Source organism: Streptomyces capoamus (assembly GCF_014654935.1).
GTDB lineage: Bacteria > Actinomycetota > Actinomycetes > Streptomycetales > Streptomycetaceae > Streptomyces > Streptomyces capoamus.
On the sequence record NZ_BNBF01000028.1, the window covers coordinates 30,463 to 48,706 of the forward strand.

21 protein-coding genes and 1 pseudogene are annotated in these 18,244 nt (G+C 67.5%); 10 read left to right on the forward strand and 12 right to left on the reverse strand.

The window, feature by feature from the left end:
• Positions 1–90: 90 nt before the first annotated feature.
• Both IE312_RS32290 and IE312_RS32295 read right to left on the reverse strand, forming a co-directional pair.
• On the reverse strand, positions 91–1,326 hold the full coding sequence (locus IE312_RS32290; RefSeq protein ID WP_189985802.1) for a tyrosine-type recombinase/integrase: 1,236 nt from the start codon (positions 1,324–1,326) through the stop codon (positions 91–93).
• Positions 1,327–1,366: 40 nt separating this feature from the next.
• Positions 1,367–2,011, reverse strand: a complete 645-nt coding sequence (locus tag IE312_RS32295) for a helix-turn-helix domain-containing protein (protein WP_189985803.1) — start codon at positions 2,009–2,011, stop codon at positions 1,367–1,369.
• 73 nt (positions 2,012–2,084) lie between these two features.
• Between IE312_RS32295 and IE312_RS32300 the strand changes: the two genes are divergently transcribed.
• The 6 genes from IE312_RS32300 (at position 2,085) to IE312_RS32325 (ending at position 7,638) form a co-directional block, all read left to right on the forward strand.
• Complete coding sequence (locus IE312_RS32300) at positions 2,085–2,252, forward strand: helix-turn-helix domain-containing protein (protein WP_229900698.1); 168 nt, start codon at positions 2,085–2,087, stop codon at positions 2,250–2,252.
• 1,000 nt (positions 2,253–3,252) lie between these two features.
• Entirely contained in the window at positions 3,253–3,597 is a 345-nt protein-coding gene (locus IE312_RS32305) for a hypothetical protein (RefSeq protein ID WP_189985804.1), read from the forward strand.
• A gap of 14 nt (positions 3,598–3,611) precedes the next feature.
• On the forward strand, positions 3,612–4,520 hold the full coding sequence (locus IE312_RS32310) for a phage major capsid protein (RefSeq protein WP_189985805.1): 909 nt from the start codon (positions 3,612–3,614) through the stop codon (positions 4,518–4,520).
• Between the two features lie 108 nt (positions 4,521–4,628).
• The gene (locus tag IE312_RS44740; protein WP_502267003.1) at positions 4,629–4,970 is read left to right on the forward strand and encodes a phage terminase small subunit; all 342 of its coding nucleotides are present in this window, start codon (positions 4,629–4,631) and stop codon (positions 4,968–4,970) included.
• Between the two features lie 441 nt (positions 4,971–5,411).
• Positions 5,412–6,143, forward strand: a complete 732-nt coding sequence (locus tag IE312_RS32320) for an Lsr2 family DNA-binding protein (RefSeq protein WP_189985807.1) — start codon at positions 5,412–5,414, stop codon at positions 6,141–6,143.
• Between the two features lie 88 nt (positions 6,144–6,231).
• The gene (locus IE312_RS32325; RefSeq protein ID WP_189985808.1) at positions 6,232–7,638 is read left to right on the forward strand and encodes a DUF3987 domain-containing protein; all 1,407 of its coding nucleotides are present in this window, start codon (positions 6,232–6,234) and stop codon (positions 7,636–7,638) included.
• Between the two features lie 52 nt (positions 7,639–7,690).
• Here IE312_RS32325 and IE312_RS32330 read toward each other — a convergent pair whose 3' ends face one another.
• The 6 genes from IE312_RS32330 to IE312_RS42810 all read right to left on the reverse strand — a co-directional run bounded on the left by IE312_RS32330 (position 7,691) and on the right by IE312_RS42810 (position 10,833).
• The gene (locus IE312_RS32330; RefSeq protein WP_189985809.1) at positions 7,691–8,176 is read right to left on the reverse strand and encodes a hypothetical protein; all 486 of its coding nucleotides are present in this window, start codon (positions 8,174–8,176) and stop codon (positions 7,691–7,693) included.
• An 84-nt stretch (positions 8,177–8,260) separates the two neighbouring features.
• The gene (locus IE312_RS32335; RefSeq protein WP_176182578.1) at positions 8,261–8,485 is read right to left on the reverse strand and encodes a DUF397 domain-containing protein; all 225 of its coding nucleotides are present in this window, start codon (positions 8,483–8,485) and stop codon (positions 8,261–8,263) included.
• Between the two features lie 94 nt (positions 8,486–8,579).
• Complete coding sequence (locus IE312_RS32340; protein WP_229900699.1) at positions 8,580–8,804, reverse strand: DUF7848 domain-containing protein; 225 nt, start codon at positions 8,802–8,804, stop codon at positions 8,580–8,582.
• Positions 8,805–9,194: 390 nt separating this feature from the next.
• Positions 9,195–10,043: a helix-turn-helix domain-containing protein gene (locus IE312_RS32345; protein ID WP_189985810.1), complete on the reverse strand. Its 849-nt coding sequence runs from the start codon at positions 10,041–10,043 to the stop codon at positions 9,195–9,197.
• A 27-nt stretch (positions 10,044–10,070) separates the two neighbouring features.
• Complete coding sequence (locus IE312_RS32350; protein ID WP_189985811.1) at positions 10,071–10,601, reverse strand: DUF6879 family protein; 531 nt, start codon at positions 10,599–10,601, stop codon at positions 10,071–10,073.
• On the reverse strand, positions 10,576–10,833 hold the full coding sequence (locus tag IE312_RS42810; protein WP_229900700.1) for a hypothetical protein: 258 nt from the start codon (positions 10,831–10,833) through the stop codon (positions 10,576–10,578). Before IE312_RS42810 ends, IE312_RS32350 begins: the two co-directional genes overlap by 26 nt.
• A gap of 385 nt (positions 10,834–11,218) precedes the next feature.
• Between IE312_RS42810 and polX the strand changes: the two genes are divergently transcribed.
• Positions 11,219–12,946 carry a DNA polymerase/3'-5' exonuclease PolX gene (polX, locus tag IE312_RS32355; RefSeq protein WP_189985812.1) on the forward strand — a complete coding sequence of 576 codons (1,728 nt, stop codon included), beginning with the start codon at positions 11,219–11,221 and terminating at the stop codon, positions 12,944–12,946.
• 24 nt (positions 12,947–12,970) lie between these two features.
• Here the strand turns inward: polX and IE312_RS32360 are convergent, their stop codons facing one another.
• Together IE312_RS32360 and IE312_RS32365 are read right to left on the reverse strand one after the other, a co-directional pair.
• Positions 12,971–14,269 (reverse strand): phosphoribosyltransferase family protein, encoded by a 1,299-nt coding sequence (locus IE312_RS32360; RefSeq protein WP_189985813.1) that lies wholly within the window; start codon positions 14,267–14,269, stop codon positions 12,971–12,973.
• A gap of 13 nt (positions 14,270–14,282) precedes the next feature.
• Entirely contained in the window at positions 14,283–14,591 is a 309-nt protein-coding gene (locus IE312_RS32365; RefSeq protein WP_189985814.1) for a dsRBD fold-containing protein, read from the reverse strand.
• A gap of 170 nt (positions 14,592–14,761) precedes the next feature.
• Between IE312_RS32365 and IE312_RS32370 the strand changes: the two genes are divergently transcribed.
• Positions 14,762–15,136 (forward strand): YchJ family protein, encoded by a 375-nt coding sequence (locus tag IE312_RS32370; RefSeq protein ID WP_189985815.1) that lies wholly within the window; start codon positions 14,762–14,764, stop codon positions 15,134–15,136.
• Between the two features lie 21 nt (positions 15,137–15,157).
• On the opposite strand, the gene IE312_RS32375 is transcribed toward IE312_RS32370, so the two are convergent.
• A complete protein-coding gene (locus IE312_RS32375) occupies positions 15,158–15,859 on the reverse strand; it encodes a FadR/GntR family transcriptional regulator (protein ID WP_189985816.1) in 702 nt (233 codons plus the stop codon).
• A gap of 140 nt (positions 15,860–15,999) precedes the next feature.
• On the opposite strand from IE312_RS32375, the gene IE312_RS32380 reads away from it, so the two are divergent.
• Positions 16,000–16,518 (forward strand): gluconokinase, encoded by a 519-nt coding sequence (locus tag IE312_RS32380; RefSeq protein ID WP_189985817.1) that lies wholly within the window; start codon positions 16,000–16,002, stop codon positions 16,516–16,518.
• Positions 16,519–16,570: 52 nt separating this feature from the next.
• Positions 16,571–17,968: a GntP family permease gene (locus IE312_RS32385; protein WP_189985818.1), complete on the forward strand. Its 1,398-nt coding sequence runs from the start codon at positions 16,571–16,573 to the stop codon at positions 17,966–17,968.
• A 42-nt stretch (positions 17,969–18,010) separates the two neighbouring features.
• Here IE312_RS32385 and IE312_RS42815 read toward each other — a convergent pair.
• Positions 18,011–18,244: pseudogene (locus IE312_RS42815) on the reverse strand (cytochrome b/b6 domain-containing protein); the annotation flags it as partial.

The window sequence follows — 18,244 nt, forward strand, 5'->3', positions numbered from 1 at the left end:
CAGCAGAGACCCCAGTTCACCTGGGGTTTTTCTGTTTCTCAGACTGCGGCGTGACCAACCACGTGACCAACAGCCTGGAGACTTCCCAGGTCAGACCAGGGATGACAGGCCGAGTCGGCCAGCACCGGAGGCGGCCAGTCGGCGCGCTCCGTCCTTACGAGAGTGGCCGTACCGGGCCATCGTGTAGCCCGGCGAGTGGTGCCGGACGTTGGCGGAGACCTCTACGGGGTTCTCCCCGGCCTCCAGATCGTTCGTGACCTTGCTGTGCCTCCAGTCGTGAATCCGGAAGTCCTCCGGCAGGTGCAGGCGGGTGCGCAGGGTGCGCCACCGTGCAGACACCTTCTCCGGGTCCTGGGGGCCGCCTGCCTCTCCCCGGTAGAGCTTGAAGCCGTCCCGAGCGAACACCAGGTCGTGATCCACCCAGGCGGGGCCGAGACGCGCCCTCTCGGCGTCCTGGCGCTGCTTCTGCCACTTCAGGACATTGATCACGGACTGATCCACATAGATCACCGCGTTGTCGTCGCCGTCCTTGGTCAGCTTCCGCAGCCGGTAGGTGTTGCCTTCCTCGACCACGACCCAGCCCAGTTCGATGGCTCCCTCATCCCAGTGGATCAGAGACCACTTCATCCCCAGAGCCTCACTGCGCCGCACACCGGTAGCGGCGTAGACGGTCCACAGCGGAGCGTCCCGGAGACAGTGATGGGTCAGGCCGCTGTCACAGGCCCGGTTGCCACACGGCTGCCACACGGTTTCCAGGAAGCGGGCCGTCTGGCCGTCGTCCAGGGTCGGGTACTTCTGTTCCTGGGCCCGTATCTGCCGGGCCGTGGGCGGGTGCGCCGTTGCAGCCGGGTTGGCCGGGATCAGCTTGGGCACAGCGGCCCCAAGAGCGCCGGACAGGATGTTGTGCACGTGCCGGACACTCTTGGCACCGAGCGGCTTGCCCTTGTTGGTGGGACAGGGAGCGGTCTCCAGCAACCGGTACAGATCATCAAGCGTCTCATCGGTGACTTCGAACAGCTTCACGCTGCCGATGTGCGGCTTGATGTGGAGACGGATCTTTGTTTCGTATCCGGCCACGGTTGTTCCCTCCTTTCGATGGTTCGCCAGCCACTTGTCCAGCCAGTCACCCAGTTTCATGTCCGAGCGGGCCGCGATCTTCCCGGCTTCGTGGTCTGTGTGCCACTGCCGGAGTGCCTTCTCCGCCTCGGTCTTGGTCTTGTACTCGCGTCCTATCCAGTAGCGCTCTTTCTTGCCTGTCGCCTTGTTGAAGTGGAGCGGGGTGCGCACACCCCAGGTGTTCGGTCTGCCCTTGCGCGGGATCTCCACCGGAGTCCCCCCGAGACCGTTACCGCGCTTTGCCAAGGTGTCAGTCGCCTTCCTGGTCCTGGTGCCACTGGGTGAGAATCTCGGACGCCCTTTCGGTGAGCTTCTGGCCGTCCCACAGCCCGAGTTCTTTAGATCGTTTGATGCGCTCGGACATGGTGGCCTTGCCGATGCCCAGACGGCCGGCCAGCTCCCGCTGGGGCGCGGTCGTGCCGGTCGCGCGCATCCGGACCAGCTCTGCGACGAGAAGCGTGTAGTCCTCCTCTGTCCGGCAGCGCGCCGGGACGGGATATGGGTCGTTCATCGCCCTGTCTTCCTGCTGGGCGAGCGCTGCACGGGCTCCCGCCTTGATCTCCGCCAGCGGGATCTGCCGCAGCAGGGTGGCGGGAATGCCGTCGGTCTCCAGGGCCTGATCCATGAGCCGGACGATCTCGTCTTCGTCCGGTCCGCCGATGTTGAGCCGGATCGTCAACCGGGACGGCCCGGTGAAGGGGGCGGCGACGGGGCAGCGTGCTTCGACCAGCCAAGGCCCGTGGACCTCGCGCCAGACGATCTCTGTCCCTTCGCGCTGCCACTCCGGGCCTGCGTCGTGTGGTGTTGGTGTGTTCACAAGATCGACCATACCAGCAACCGAACCCATCGCAACAAGTTCGGAAAATGTGAGGATCACCACCACTCCGAACTGCACGCAACTGGTTCGGCATGATTCAAACTGAAGGTGAGGGAGGCGGGACAGCCGCCGCCCTGAACAAGGGAGGACTATGCAGCGCAGGCTGATGACCGTTGACGATGTTGCCGACTACCTGAGCAAGCCCCGTTCTTGGGTGTACGGGAACTGGAAGGCCGAGCAGATCCCGTTCCGCAAGGTGGGTCAGTCCCTCCGTTGCCGCCCCGCGGACTTGGAAAAGTGGCTGGACAGCCAGAACTGAAGAACTGCGGTAGGTGAACGCCCCTGGCGCAACCGGGGGCTTTTGTGTTTCCAGGGTGAGGACGGAATGGCAACAGTAGACACGAAACGCGTTCAATTGGTTTGTGCGTGGTGCAAGGAGGAATGGACGTTCCTCCGCCCCAAAGGCAGGCGGGGGCCGAACCCGGCGACCAATCCGGACCACCCACAGTGCGGAGTGAAGCGGCAGAACCAGAATCGCGCTATCAGTCGTCAGCGAGAGCGTCAGGGAATCGTCTACGAAGCGTGGAATCTCCGCCCTCCGGCCAGGGCGGAGAACTTGACGGTGCAGGAAGAATCTGCCCGACGGGATGCGGTCGAACGGCCTTGGTGGCGCAGTTGCTCGGTGACGGAACTGAACGAGGGGAATCACCGCCACCTTTGGGACGAGTGGCGGAGCGATGACAAAGCCGACGTGGACAGCACCGTCATGTACTCGAACGAGGAAGACCGGAAGACAGTAGAAAGGTGGTTCCAGGACAGCCGGGCCGCTAAAACCGGCGACTACCTAGGCCAGACGGCCGGCCGGGGGCAGAAGCTAGCCGTCATTGGCTCTGCTCGCCCTTGGAGAGAGGCCAGCCGACCTGGGGCCCTGCTGTGTACGAGGGGACCGGTGGAACGCATGGAACCGTTCGTCATGGGCGCGTGAAGCCAGGCCCCTGTCCGATTATTTATAGGAGTGAGGGAGCTTTTCCCTCGGAGTCAAGCTCACTGGGCGGTGAGCCTCTGACGCGGACGAGAGTCCGGGCCTGTTTGAAGTCCAGAGCATGTTGTGAAGGTGCTCGAATGCAGCTCTGCGGATACCTGCCTGTGAGACACAGCAGCGACAACAGAGTCAGTCCCACACCCTGTGAAGTAAAAGTACGGGGTAAGGGACCTGTCTCCTCTTACGTTGTCCTGTTGTGAGTTATAGGGCCGTCTCAGAGCGGCCCTTCTCTCTACTACATCTTCTTCTCTCGTTAAGTTCTCTAGGAGGTGTCGCAATGAGCGACGCACAACCGACCCCCCAGGCCATGCCGGCCGACCCTTCCCCCTCGGTCCGAGCCGAGGTTGAGCGCGAGTATTCCGGGAAGCTGGCACGGGCTGAACTCAAGGGCTACGCCGCCCAGGCCGGAATCACCCTCCCAGATGGATTCACCGAATATCTGGATGGTTCCAAGCTGCTGGGTGAAGACGGCAAGCCTTCGACTGAGGCAATGGACAAGGCCCTGGCTCCCTTCAAGTCCAAGGAGCCGGCGTTCCCTCATCTTGTCGGCTCCGGCCCTAACCGCAGTGGTGGCCCCATGCCGGAGCCCCGCCGCGTTTCTCTCGACGTTCGTAAGCGATAACTAGGAGCACCCATATGACTCTTGCCTACCAGCAGCCTGGCACCACGACCTTCATTCCAGAAATTTTCGACGCCGACCTCATTACGCAGTTCGATCCACTTCTTGTCTGGGCGTCCCCGTTTGTAACGAATAACAAGTATGAGGGCGAGATCCGACAGAAGGGCGATGTCGTCCACATCAACAGCCTTCTTCGGCCGACCGTGGGCGATTACACGATCGCTGATGGAATGACGGCCCAGCGGCCGGAAACCGTGGACCAGGCGCTGACCATTACTGAGGCGAAGTACCTTCAAGTTCTCGTGGAGGACGCGGAACGGGTTCAGCTTGCCGGGGGCCTTGACTCGCCCATCAATCAGCAGATGATCCGGGCCCTGGCCCGTGAGGCTGACACCTTCATGGGCAACATCATCGCCACCGGGGCGACGGCGCTTCCGGCCATCGCGCCTACCGCTGCCAACATCGCCCAGAGCCTCTACAGCGCGATCCTGGACATGATGCTGGCCCTGGATGACAACGACATCCCGGCGGGCCGCTACGTGGTCGTCTCGCCGCGCGTGAAGCGATACCTCATCGAGCATCCCGCCGTGGCTAACGCTGCCGCGTACGGCGAAGGCGGCGTGACTGCCAATGGTGTCGTTGCTCGCCTTGCCGGGTTCACCATCCTGACCACTACGGCTATGCCTGCCGGTGTGGACATCGTGGCGGGTCACTCGGAGTTCGCCACCTATGCCAGCCAGTTCACCGGCTTCCGTGAGGGACAGTCGGAGAAGTACCGGGCTGACTACATCGACACCCTGCACCTGTACGGCGGCAAGATCGTGCGTTATCCGGAGCTGGACACCAAGAAGGCCGACAACACCTTTGATGAGTCCAAGGCCACCAAGGGAATCGTCAAGACTGCCGTTACCTGGCCTACTTCCTGATCCCTGCATTAGTTCGGGCCCCTGCACTCCGCGGGGGCCCGTTCTTTTCACCGTCCGTCGATCACACGGCCTTGCCGGCCGTGACGGTCCGTTTTTCTCGGAGGTCCTATGCCGAAGACGCGCAACCCAAACTCGCCTCACTCCCGTTACAAGGGCTTGGATGTGCTGCCGAACGATCACTGCCTTCCGGTTCCTGACCTGCCTTCCGTAAGGGAGTGGTCGGCTCCCGAACGGGAGCAGTGGCACCAGTGGTGGAACAGCCCCCAGGCTGCACGATGGGATGAGTCTTACGTTCCGACTGTGGCAGTCATGCTGACCTACTACGGGAAAATCCTTGACGGGACTGCCACCCGTGATCATCTGACCGAATACAGGCAACTGGCTACCGCCCTCGGCCTGACCGCCGACGGCATGAAGCGGCTGGGATGGACCTTTGAGGGTGACGAGTGAGCAGACGAGCGGCCAAGGCCGGGGCGGCAGGGGCCCATGACGGCGTACACCGGGCGGGTTTCGAATGCCCCTGGGATGAACCCCAGTGCTCGGAATGTGTCGAGGAGTTCGCCATTCACACCGGTTGGCAACTGACCGGAGAGCTGAGGCCGTGGGACGACGAACTGAAGCACCAACCAAAGAAGTGTTACGAGTGCCGTTCTCAGGCTTCGGGGAAATGATTGGCAAACGTGGTCGAAGGACCGCACCCCCGGTGGGTCCTATTTCTTTATCGAATTACCATTACCCCGACATTCATAAACATTTGAGTAATGCTTCAGTTATTCGTTAGTTACCGTTCCGTGATAGGGGTACGGAAGAATGGTGGTCAAGCGGGGAAGCCGTAGAGCAACGCTCCGGACCCTCACTCAGACTTCCGCACTAACGAAGGAATGAAGCGCTATGCGTAAGACGGTGCTTGTGCCGGTTGAGTACATCTTTTGCGATGCGCACATTGCGCGTGACGGTTCTGAGGTTGAGGCCACTTCATCACTGACACTGGGTAAGGGCACCTGGCACCTGTGCCTTTCGTTCGGCAGGTACCTCTGTGACGCTTTGGGCGCGCCGTCTGAGCGAGAGGCCGTACAGACTGAGCCTGAGTCCGTGCCGGTCGTTGAGGTTGCCCCCAAGCCGGAGCCGGAGCCGGAGCCGGAAGCGGTGCCCGTGGGGGAGGACCCCGACCCTGAGCCGGTGCCGTCCGTGATGATCGCTGGTGAGGTTCCGGGATATGACTGGGAAGACGCGCGGGGAGCGGTGCGCAACCTGGGCTATGAGGTGGTTGGCCGTGCCGATGACAGCACGGTTCTGCTGATCCTGGGTGAGGGTGGCGAACGGAATGCCACCAAGCTGCGGGACGCTTCCGAGCGCGGCATCGCTGTGATGGACGTCCGCGAACCCGGACGCTTCAAGTCGGCTGTCTGCATTGGTGAGTTGGTTGGCGGTGACCCGCTTCCGGAGCCTGCCAAGGTCGACCGCTCGGGGATGAGCGAGCGTGAACGCAACCGTGCCGTCCGAGCATGGGCACGAGAGAACGGCTACGCCGTGCCCACGAAGGGACGCATCCCCATGCATGTCCGTCACGCCTACGAGCTGACCCATCGGGACGCATCCGAGGGAAAAGCGGCAGCGGCCTGACCGCCGCCCCCGCTGTGCCGGGCGTCGAGTGCGCCCGGCCTCCCCGGCCAATGGCCACCCAACCAACCCTGTTCGAGATAGAGGCAGCATGAGCACCCCCGTTCTGTACGGTCCCATCGGTCGCGCGGTTCGCAGGATCGCCCCGTTCGTTGAGACGGACCCGTTGGGGGTGTATGTGGCCGCCCTGTCGATGTGGAGTGCCGCGATCGGTGGCACGGTCAAGGTGTCTTCCCGTGGCCCCCGGCCGGTACTGCTGTGGTCGGCCCTGGTGGCTGGTACTGGGCGCGGTAAGGGGACCGCGCTCCGGGCTGCTCATCACGTCCTGGACAAGGCTCTGGGCCGCTTTCTGGCCACGCACACCACGTCCGGCATCACGTCCGGGGCGAGCCTGGTGAACCACCTGTGGGAGCAGCAGGAAGCGACCGCCGAGACCGAGCGCGGGCGGGACGTGCGCACTCTGGTAGTCGAAGAAGAGTGGTCGGAAGTGCTCCGCAGGGTGAAGCGGGATGCATCGTTCACGACCAAGCTGCGGACCGCATGGGACGGGGCGACTCTGCGGAACACGACCAAGGATGAGGCACAGGAAGTACGGGACCCTGCAATGGTTCTGCACTGTCACGTCACGCCCTCTGACTGGTCCAAGTACGTCGGTGAGTCGGAAGCGGCGGGAGGATCGTACAACCGCATCCTTCCCTTCCTGCTCGGGTCGGTGCCGCTCTTGGATGATGACCGGGTGAGCCTGCCCGAGATGGACGGGCGGGAGCTGGCCGACGCTTACGGGTGGGCCACGGCCAGGCCGCGTGTGATCACGCTCGCGGAGGATGCCCGGCCACTGTGGCGGGTGGTTCGCCGGTACGCCCGCATCCTGGGTGAGACCCTGCCGGAAGGGCAGGCAGTGTTCATCGAGCGGACGGCAGAGCAGACGCTCAGGGTTGCGGCCTGCCTGGCAGCGTCCGAGTGCTCGGAGACGGTCACGGAAGAGATGCTGTCGGCCGCGTTCAGCTTGGTCCGCCGGTCGGTGCAGGACGCCGTACGGATCACCAAGGGAGCGACCTCCCCGAAGGTGAAGCGGCAGCCGCTCAGCCTTGAGGACAAGGTGCGGGCCCGAATCGAGATGCACGGGGGGCGTGCCACTTCCTCCCAGGTGCTGCCGTACGTGGGCGCGACCGCAGCAGAGGTCAAGGAACTGCCCGGGATCGTCGTGACTGTGGAGCGGTCGGGGAAGACCGGCCGACCGGCCACCATTTTCACGCTCCGCGGGGACAGTTCTGGTGACTCGGTGCCGCAGCCGGCCAGCGCGGAGGGTGAGCAGAACGGGAGCCCTTCCGGTCACGCAGAGGTGCGGCCGGCAAGCGCGGAGTGTGAGCAGAACCGCGCCCGGGTCGTCCGTCTGGACACTTACCGCCAGACACCCAAGCAGGCCCCGAAGCCTGCGACCGAACCGAAGCGGTCGGAACCGCTCGGGGACGCGAATCCGTTCCTGGCGCTGCTCTAACGAACTGCCGAAGCCCCGGCCATTTTGAGCCGGGGCTTCTTTGTTACTTCGACTATGCGACCGGGCAAGCCAGTTCAGGGTTCGAGCGATTCGGGGAGCACGTCACCACTGCCAGGGACAGATACGAGGGGCGCTCCAGATAGAAGCCGTAGGACACATCCGTCCCCGCGTGCAGTTGCTCAGCAGCAACGCTCACCAGTCGGGCCAGGCGCGTGGTGTCTCGGTCCCTCTCCGATGCGAACCGGGGCGCGTACTCGGTCAGCCGTTCCCCGATCCATGCTGCCGCTTCCTTGGGCTCGTCCCAGGTGCCACGAACTAGGGAACGGGGCTTGATGAGCCAGTACGCCGTTTCGATCGGCGGCAGATCGGATGTCGGGAACTCGGCCACCACTTCCCGGTAGCGCTTGAGTAGTTGCTCTGCCTTCACGTCCTCATCGGACACTGGAGCCGGTGGAGGCTGAGGATGTGGGGGACGCCGTAGAGCCTCATTGTCGAAGCGCTCTTTCGGTCCGGTCCATAGGTAGCCGTGGTGGTGCACCAGTCGTTCCCGTTCGAGTGGTGCCAGCCGGACCGGACCCAGGGACGGGGGATGGACCCGGCCCGGCTGACGGGAGGGGGAGGATCAGACGTTCAGGCCGAAGCGCGCCGGGTCGATACCGGCCGCGTCCAGCTCCTCCGTGGTGAACCGCAGCGGTTGCGCGTCCGGCCGCTTGCTGTCACCGAGCGCCCAGAGACCGTCGCCGATCTGGGCCAGGGTCACGCACCCCTCCGTGCAGGGGCCACCGCACGCCTGGACGAACGAGGCCCCGCTGATGTCGAGCGCGTACAGGTCGGTTCCGTTCTGCATCTCTGCACCTTTCTGCTAACTGATCACGGCCTTGGTTGGCCGTCGCCGCCCGTACCGGGCGGGAGTTCGGGGTTCCCACCGCTGTGGTGGGGACTTACTCGGCGCGAACCACCATCGCGAACGATGTCCGGATGCGTCGGAATCCGGCGTGGCCAGACCGGCCCGTGTGGCTCATGCACTCGACGTCGACGGGTGCCGAGTCATCGGCGGGAGTGGCCTTCCAGCCGCAATGCAGGCACTCGGCCTCGAATGTCACGTCTGTGTCGGGGTGCTCGGTGATCCGGTGCATCACGTACCGCATGGCGGTTCTGATGCTCACAGCCCACCCCTACGGCTCTGCGCGTTGACCTCAGCGACTCTGCCGCTCAGTCCCTCTGTCGGCCTACTGGGCGGGGCCTTGTAGTCAGGACACTTCGGACTCCCGCACTCACACCGGGGCCAGCGCAAAGCCGAACTGGGCGCCAGGTCCGCGCCCTCAGGGCCAGGGTCGCTCTTCTGCACCATGAGCACGCCGTTTATGCCGAATGCACCGGAGAGGCGGGAGAGGAACTGTCGAGCCTCACTGCTGCCCAGTTGATCAGCCGCTTCGGTCCCATGTGCCCTGCTGTCGCTCACCATGGCCCGCCCTCTCCGGTGACTTCGCTATGTCGAGGAGGCTAGGGAGACAGCAAGTTGCCGGTCCACGTTCTTGCACGAGCTTGCACGCGGACTACCCGAGCGAGCTAATCGCCTCTGTGATGAGGGCGCGGGCGTCTGAGCCGTAGACGGCGATTTCCGCCAGTTGAGAGAACGCCTTGGCGTAGACAGCGATCTCACTAGGCGCAGACACGTTCACGGCGGCCGTCAGTAGTTCGACGCTCGCGCGGTGGTCGTCGAACAGATAGAACGCTTCCAGCGGCCACACGCGCCGCTCAGCGGTGAACGGGATGATGCCGAGACTGACGTTCGGGAGCGCCATCACTGCCAGCAAGTAGCCGAGCTGGCCGGCCATCGTCTCGGCGTCGCCGATGCGGTAGCGGAGCACGGTCTCTTCCATGAGCAACGCGAAGCGGTGGCCGCCTTCGTGAACGACGCGGGAACGCTCTACACGCGATGCGGCAGCTTCGGGCGAGTCGTCCGGAGTGCCTTGGAAGGTAGCGATCGTGGAAAGCAGGGCAGCCGCGTAAGCCTCGGTCTGGAGCATGCCAGGGACGACGTTTGAGCAGTAGACGCGGAAGTGCCGCGTGCCCTCATACAGGGGGACTACTTCCTCTTGTGCCCGACGCATTCCATGCCTGTGGAGCTTCTTCCAGTGCACGTACATTTGGTCCGCTTGACGGTTCGCGGCGACCAGGTCGGCAGTCTGGTCCTCTGCTCCACATGCCGTGCACCAAGCACGAATGTCGGCGTCAGAGGCGGGCGTCTTGGCTCGTTCGATGCGTGATGACTTCGCAGGACTCCAGCCACACCGAAGAGCCAGCTCATGGCCGGTCAACTCCGCGTCTCTGCGAAGCCCACTGAGACGAGCGGCGATGACTTCACGGGCGGCCTGAGCGCTGGAGGAGGGGGACGCGGACATGAGTTGGCTCTTCGGTGCTTCGCTGGATCAGACCGTGTACTTCTCGTGCGGGATGCCGCGCTGCCAGACAGTCTCGAAAGCTGACGATGCCAGATGCGCAACGGCTGGTTCGGTGCGTACTTCCCAGCCGGGCGCCGACCAGTCCCCACACCCCGAGAAGTGGTTGAAGAGCACGGTCTCACTGTCGAACACCCAGCAGTCGTTTCCGGGTAGCGCGATGTCCGACGCTTGGCGCCTTGGCAGCCAACGGACCTGCTCCCCAGCGTGGATGTTGACGATCGTGCCAGCGTGCTCATACCGGATGTAGTCGGTGACCGGCTCCGAGACGATTCGTGCACGACGGACGACGACGCCTCGGGCAACGGTGCTTCGAATCAACTCAACCCAGGGTGTCCAGTAAGCAGACGCTGGGTCTACGTCGCGTTCCCCCGTGCGCTTCCAGTTCTCGAAGTCCTCGGCTTCGTCGCCCACCCCGTACGAGTCTCGCATCTCCAGGTGTACGGCGGAGTGCCTAGCTGCTGCCAGAAGCTCGCTAAAGCCCGGCTCGTTCTGCGACATCACACGCCTCCCTGAGCATCGGCACCATACGGGCCGGAATCCGAATGACAGCTTCGTGCGCAGGAATCCCGGGCGCATGTCCCGGCACCTCGAACGCTGCGCACTCCGCCTCAAGCTCCTTGCCTGGCTTCCAGCCCTGGAGTACCAGTTCCCGCTTCTCCGCATCCACCCAGATGGTGGGGGAACCCTGCTGTCCTGTGTCTGGATCAATCCCGATGAACCGTAGTGCCATAGCTGCCTCCGGTGTCGAGTGGCTTACGCCAACTTGCACGAGCTTCGCTGCGGCGGCTCAACTGAGTCAAGGGCAGGTGGACATCTACACGGACCGAGAAGGGCGACTCTCAGCCACACGGGGCAGCTAGGGGTGAGGGAGCAAGGGCGATTGGTCACGTGACCAACGCATGACCAACAGCGGCCAGGAACGGGCAGAAACAGCAGGTGAGCATGACCAACCCTCGCAGCCTCGAAGAGGGCTCAGAGAGCATGTTTCCCCAGGTCAGCGACCTAAAAGGCTGGTGCCCGAGAGGAGAGTTCAAGTCCCCCCTCGGACACCAGTGAGGCCCCCGCTGTCGCGGGGGCCTTCGCCGTTACCCGGTGCGGTTTCCTAGAATCGAGGGGTGGCCCGGCCCAACGCCGAGGTCGAGGCGCTCCTGCGGGAGTACGCCGATCTCGTCGCGATCACCGGAGGCGACGCCTTCAGGGCGCGCGCCTACGAGAAGGCGGCGCGGGCGATCGGCGGGTACCCCGCGGACATCTCCGCGCTGGACGCCGAGGAGCTGCGGCAGATCCCGAACGTCGGCCGGTCCATCGCCGACAAGGTGGCCGAGTACCTGCGCACCGGGACGATGGCGGTGGTCGAGGAGCGGCGGGCGAGGATCCCCGCCGGCGTGCGGGAGCTGATCGCGATCCCGACGCTGGGCCCGAAGAAGGCGCTGCGGCTCTACGAGGACCTGCACATCTCGTCGGTGGACCAGCTGGCCGCGGCCGTCGAGGCCGACGCGCTGGCGGATCTGAAGGGCTTCGGCGAGAAGACGCAGGACAACATCCGGCACGGCATCGAGCTGCTCAGGCAGGCGGGCGCCCGGGTGCCGTTGCCGCGGGCGCTGGACACCGCCGAGGAGATCGTCGGGGAGCTGTCCGCCGTGCCGGGGTGCGAGCGCTGCGCCTACGCCGGTTCGCTGCGCCGGATGCGGGAGACGGTCGGTGATCTGGACGTGCTGGTCGCCGCCGGGCGGTCGGCGCCGTTCATGGAGGCGCTGTGCGGGCTGCCGGCCACCGCGGAGGTGATCGCGCGGGGCACGAAGAAGACGTCGGTGCGCACCGGCGAGGGGCTGCAGGTGGATCTGCGGGTGGTGCCGCCGCGGTCCTGGGGCGCCGCGCTGCAGTACTTCACCGGATCCAAGGGACACAACATCCGGACCCGGACCCTCGCCGTGCACCGGGGACTGAAACTCTCCGAGTACGGCGTGTTCGACACCGGGAGCGGGGAGTCGGTCGCGTCCCGCACCGAGGAGGAGGTGTACGCGCGGCTGGGTCTGCCGTGGATCCCGCCGGTGCTGCGCGAGGACCGCGGGGAGATCGAGGCGGCGCTGGGCGAGGGCCTGCCGGAGCTGGTGACCGAGCGCGACATCCGGGGCGACCTGCACACCCACACCGATCTCACGGACGGTCTGGCCCCACTGGAGGTGATGGTGGAGGCCGCCGCCGGGCGCGGGTACGCGTACTACGCGGTCACCGACCACGCGCCCGACCTGTCCATGCAGCGGATGACGAAGGAGAAGGTCCTCGCGCAGCGGGAGCGGCTGCGCGAGCTGGACGGCACCCGGCACGGGATGCGGCTGCTGCACGGCACGGAGCTGAACATCGGTCCGGACGGCGAGGTGGACTGGCCGCGGGAGTTCCTGGCCGGTTTCGATCTGTGCGTGGCCTCGCTGCACTCGCACTTCGACCTGGGCCGCGCCGCGATGACGCGACGGCTGGTGCGGGCCTGCGAGAACCCGTGCGTCCACCTCATCGGGCACCCCACGACCCGGCTGATCGGCAGGCGGCCCGGGGTGGACGCCGACTGGGACGAGGTGTTCGCGGCGTGCGCGCGTACCGGGACCGCGCTGGAGGTCAACGCCCAGCCGGACCGGCTGGACCTGTGCGACGAGGACATCCTGCGGGCCCGGGCGCAGGGGGTGAAGTTCGCCGTGAACTCCGACGCGCACTGCGTCCCGCACCTCGCGCACCTGCGCTTCGGGGTGGGCACCGCACAGCGCGGCTGGCTCACCGGGGAGGACGTGGTCAACACCTGGCCGCTGGCCCGGCTGCGCCGGTTCCTGCGCAAGGACGGGCGCGGCTGAGCGGCGGGTGTCGGAGGGCAGCCGCTAGACGTGCGCGGGTGCCATGTGGTCCGTGAACCAGTCGCGGGCCAGCTCGGTCACCTGTTCCAGCGTGCCGGGTTCCTGGAAGAGGTGGCCGGCGCCGGGGACCACCGCCAGCCGGTTCTCGCAGCGCAGTTCGGCCTGCGCCCGCCGGTTGAGGTCGAGGACCAGCGGGTCGGCGCCGCCGACGACGAGCAGGGTGGGTGCCGTCACCGCGGCCAGCCGGGGCCCGGCGAGGTCGGGCCGGCCGCCGCGGGAGACGACGGCGGCGGGCCGTGCGCCGGGGTCGGCGGCGGCCCACAGGGCGGCGGCCGCGCCGGTGCTGGCGCCGAACCAGCCGACGGCGAGCCCCTCGACGCCGGGTTCCCCGCGCAGCCGGCGGGTGGCGTCGAGCAGCCGGCCGGCCAGCAGCGCGATGTCGAACACGTTGTCCCGGTCGGCCTCCTCGGCGTCGGTGAGCAGGTCGAACAGCAGGGTGGCGAGCCCGGCGCGGTGGAGGCCCTCGGCCACGAACCGGTTGCGCGGGCTGTGCCGGCTGCTGCCGCTGCCGTGCGCGAACACCACCACGCCTACGGCGCCCTCGGGCACGGTGAGCCGTCCGCCGAGCCGTACGGCTCCGGCCGTGACGGTGACGTCTCGGCCGGTGGCTCCGGCGCCCGTGGGGTGCCGGCGCGCGGCCCGGCGCAGGCAGTCGGTGACCTCCGCGTCGGCGACCTGGGTGAAGTCGGCGTAGAACTGTCCGACGGCGGCGAAGTCACGGGGGCTGTGCAGGCAGACCAGTTCGTCGGCGTCCCCGGCGAGCCGCCGGGCGAAGTCCCGCGGTGCCACGGGGACGGCCAGGACGACGCGGGCCGCGCCCCGGGCGCGGGCGATCCGGCAGGCGGCCCGCGCGGTGGCGCCGGTGGCCACGCCGTCGTCCACCACGACGGCGGTGCGGCCCGTGACGCGGACCGCGGGGGCGGCGCCGCGGTAGCGGGCGGCCCGGTCGTGCAGCACCCGCAGTTCGTGTTCCTCGACGCGGGCGAGGTCCGCGTCCGAGACGCCGGTGCCGCGCAGCACCTCCTGGTTGATGACGCGGACGCCGTCCTCGCCGATCGCCCCCATGCCCAGCTCGGGCTGGTACGGCACCCCGAGCTTGCGCACCAGGCAGACGTCCAGCGGCGCGTCGAGGGCCGCGGCGACCTCCGCGGCGACCGGCACCCCTCCGCGCGGCAGCCCGAGCACCACCACGTCCCGGCCCCTGAGGTGGTCCAGGCGTTCGCCCAGCCGGCGGCCCGCTTCGGGGCGGTCGCTGAAGTGCACGGGGACGCTCCCTTCACTCCCGGGGCAGCCAGAGCGGCACCGGGGCGTCCGTGTCGGCGGCTCCCGTCGCCTTCATGTCGCCATCGGCGGCGCGCAGCAGCATGCGGCCCATGGCGATGAGGGCGCGCCCGGCGGCGAGTTCGTCGCCGATCTCCGGCATCGCCCGGTCGTAGGGGCTGCGGCGGGCCTCCGCGTGGCTCTCCAGGACGTTGTCGCCCGTGTCCAGGACGAGCCGGGCCGTGGTGTCCGGATCGTGCTCGCACAGGTACACGTTCAGCCGCCACTCCTTGACGGCGGGAGGGCTGCTCGCGAATCCGGTCATCGTCCGCCACCTCGCTCCGCGGACCGCGCCGCGGCGGGCCGCCGGCCGCCCGCCGGTCCGTCGTGGCCGGTCGCGCAGTTCGCCGCGCCTGTACGGCGCTCCAGTCCGGCACTTCCACTGTGCACCCGGCCCGGGGCGGACGCCTCCCCTGCCGCGGGCACAATGGGGGCATGACCTCGCGCACCTGCCCCTGCGGACTCCCCCGGTCCTACGACGCCTGCTGCGGCCGCTTCCACGCGGGCGGGGCGGCCGCGCCGACCGCCGAGCTGCTGATGCGCTCGCGGTACAGCGCGTTCGTGAAGGGGGACGCCGGGTATCTGCTGCGCACCTGGCACCCGCGGACGCGGCCCGGGCGGCTGGACCTGGACCCGGGGACGAGGTGGACGGGGCTGGAGATCGTGGAGACCGCCGACGGGTCCGCCTTCCACGGCACCGGCACGGTGACCTTCCGGGCCTCCTACCGGGGCGGCTCGCTGCACGAGCGGAGCCGGTTCGAGCGGGTGGACGGGGCGTGGGTGTACGTGGACGGGGAGTTCCTCGACTAGGCCCGAGCCCGCACGGCCTTCTCAGGGCGCGAGGACATCCAGTTCGCGGAGGGCGCCCACGGTGATCTGCCGGGTCAGTTCCTCGGCGCGGGCCGCGTCGCCCTCGCGGACCGCCTCGGCCACCCGCACGTGCAGGGTGACGGCCGCCGGGTCGGGGTCCTCGAACATGACCTCGTGGTGGGTGCGGCCGGCCAGGACCTCCGCGACGACGTCGCCGAGCCGGGCGAACATCTCGTTCCCGGAGGCGGTGAGGACGACCCGGTGGAAGGCGATGTCGTGGACCAGGTACTCCTCCAGCTTGTGGCCGCGTGAGTTGGCCACCATGCCCAGCGCGCACTCGGTGAGTTCGGCGCACTGGGCGGCCGTGGCGTGCCGGGCGGCGAGGCCGGCGGCGACGGGTTCGACCGCGGAGCGCAGCACGGTGAGCGAGCGGAGTTGGTGCGGGCGGTCGGCACCGGCCAGGCGCCAGCGGATGACCTGCGGGTCGTAGACGTTCCACTCGGCCTTCGGGCGGACCGTGACGCCGACCCGGCGGCGGGACTCGACCAGGTGCATGGACTCCAGCACGCGGACCGCCTCGCGCATCACCGAGCGGGACACCTCGAACTCCTGTGCCAGTTCGTCGGTGCGCAGCACGCTGCCCGGCGGGTACTCGCCCGCGGTGATCGCGGGGCCGAGGGTGTCCAGTACACGGCCGTGCAGCCCCCGGCCCGGTGTGCTCATGCACTCAGCGTACGGCGTGGATCACGGAGACAAAAAGTCAGACTTATACGTCACAGAGTCTTGAATTCGTCGTACCTAATGGGTTTCAGTGTGGCGACGCCGCAGTGGCGTCGGATGTCGAGGAAGACAGCGAGGCAGTCATGCGAACCCCCCAGGTCGTCGTCGTGATGGGCGTTGCGGGGACGGGCAAGACCACGATCGGTCCCCTGCTCGCCGCGCGGCTGGGCGTCCCGTACGCCGAGGGCGACGACTTCCACCCGCAGGCCAACATCGACAAGATGTCGGCCGGGATCCCGCTCGACGACACCGACCGGTGGCCGTGGCTCGACGCCATCGGGCACTGGGCGCACGGCCGGGCCGGACTGGGCGGGGTGGTCAGCAGCTCGGCGCTGAAGCGGTCGTACCGCGACCGGCTCCGGGCGGTGGCGCCCGGTGTGGTGTTCCTGCACCTCACGGGCGACCGCGAGCTGATCGAGGCGCGGATGTCCCAGCGGCAGGGCCACTTCATGCCGACCGCGCTGCTGGACTCGCAGTTCGCCACGCTCCAGCCGCTCCAGCCGGACGAGGCCGGGGTGGCCGTGGACGTCACCGGCAGCCCGCAGGAGATCACCGAGCGGGCCGTGCGGGCCCTGGACGCGCTTCCCGTCGCATCCGAGTAACACCTCACCCCTTCACCCCTTCACCCCTGACCCGTAACCCAAGGGAACCCCCGTGACCAGACTCAGCGTCGAGATGCTGGCAGCGGACGCACCTGCGCCGATCACCTCCGCCGGACACGCCCAGCTGGGCATCGCCGTCCTGGTGGGCATCGCCGTCATCGTCCTGCTCATCACCAAGTTCAAGCTCCATGCCTTCCTGGCGCTGACCATCGGGTCGCTGGCGCTCGGCGCGGCCGCCGGCGCGCCCCTCGACAAGGCCATCACCAGCTTCACCACCGGGCTCGGCTCCACCGTGGCCGGCGTCGGCGTCCTGATCGCGCTCGGGGCGATCCTGGGCAAGCTGCTCGCCGACTCCGGCGGCGCCGACCAGATCGTCGACACCATCCTCGCCAAGGCCGGGGGGCGGGCGATGCCGTGGGCGATGGTGCTGATCGCGTCGGTGATCGGATTGCCGCTGTTCTTCGAGGTCGGCATCGTGCTGCTGATCCCCGTCGTGCTGATGGTCGCCAAGCGCGGCAACTACTCCCTGATGCGCATCGGCATCCCGGCGCTCGCCGGTCTCTCGGTGATGCACGGCCTGGTCCCGCCGCACCCGGGCCCGCTGGTCGCGATCGACGCCGTCAAGGCCAACCTGGGCGTGACCCTGGCGCTCGGCATCCTGGTCGCCATACCGACGGTGATCATCGCCGGTCCGCTGTTCTCGAAGGTCGCGGCCCGCTGGGTGGACGTGCCGGCGCCCGACCGGATGCTGCCGCAGCGCGCCTCCGAGGAGCTGGAGCGCCGGCCGGGCTTCGGCGCCACGCTCGCCACCGTGCTGCTGCCGGTGGTGCTGATGCTGGCCAAGGCGCTGGTGGACATCGTCGTCGACGATGTCACGGACACCACCCAGCGGGTCTTCGACGTGGTCGGCTCCCCGCTGATCGCCCTGCTCGCCGCCGTGATCGTCGGCTTCTTCACACTGGGCCGGCCCGCGGGCTTCACCAAGGAGCGGCTGCAGCGGACCGTGGACAAGGGTCTGCTGCCCATCGCCGGCATCCTGCTGATCGTGGGGGCGGGCGGCGGCTTCAAGCAGACGCTGATCGACTCCGGCGTGGGCCGGATGATCCTGGACGTCTCCCAGGACTGGTCGATCCCGGCACTGCTGCTGGCCTGGCTGATCGCGGTGGCGATCCGGCTGGCGACCGGCTCGGCGACGGTGGCGACGGTCTCGGCGGCCGGCCTGGTCGCGCCGCTCGCGGCCGACATGTCGACCACGCACACGGCGCTCCTCGTCCTGGCCATCGGCGCGGGCTCGCTCTTCTTCAGCCATGTCAACGACGCCGGTTTCTGGCTGGTGAAGGAGTACTTCGGGCTGAGCGTCGGGCAGACCGTGAAGACGTGGTCGGTGATGGAGACCATCATCTCGGTGGTCGCCGGCGGCCTGGTCCTGCTCCTCTCCCTGGTCGTCTAGCAGTTCCGGCCGGTCGTCCGGGGGCCCTGGGCCGGACCGGGGCTACGGGCGCCACAGCGGGTGCTCGCGTCGCGCCCACTCCTCGCTCACCGTGCCGGTCCGCAGGCCCCGCCTCGCCTCCGGGTCGCCGAGGGCCATGCCGATGTGGCCCGCCAGCACCACCCCGATGGTCAGGGCGAGCCAGTCGTGGACGAAGGTCGCCGAGGTGCGCCACATCAGCGGGGTGAGGTGGGTGAACCACATCATCAGGCCGGTGCCGAGCATGACCAGGGTGGC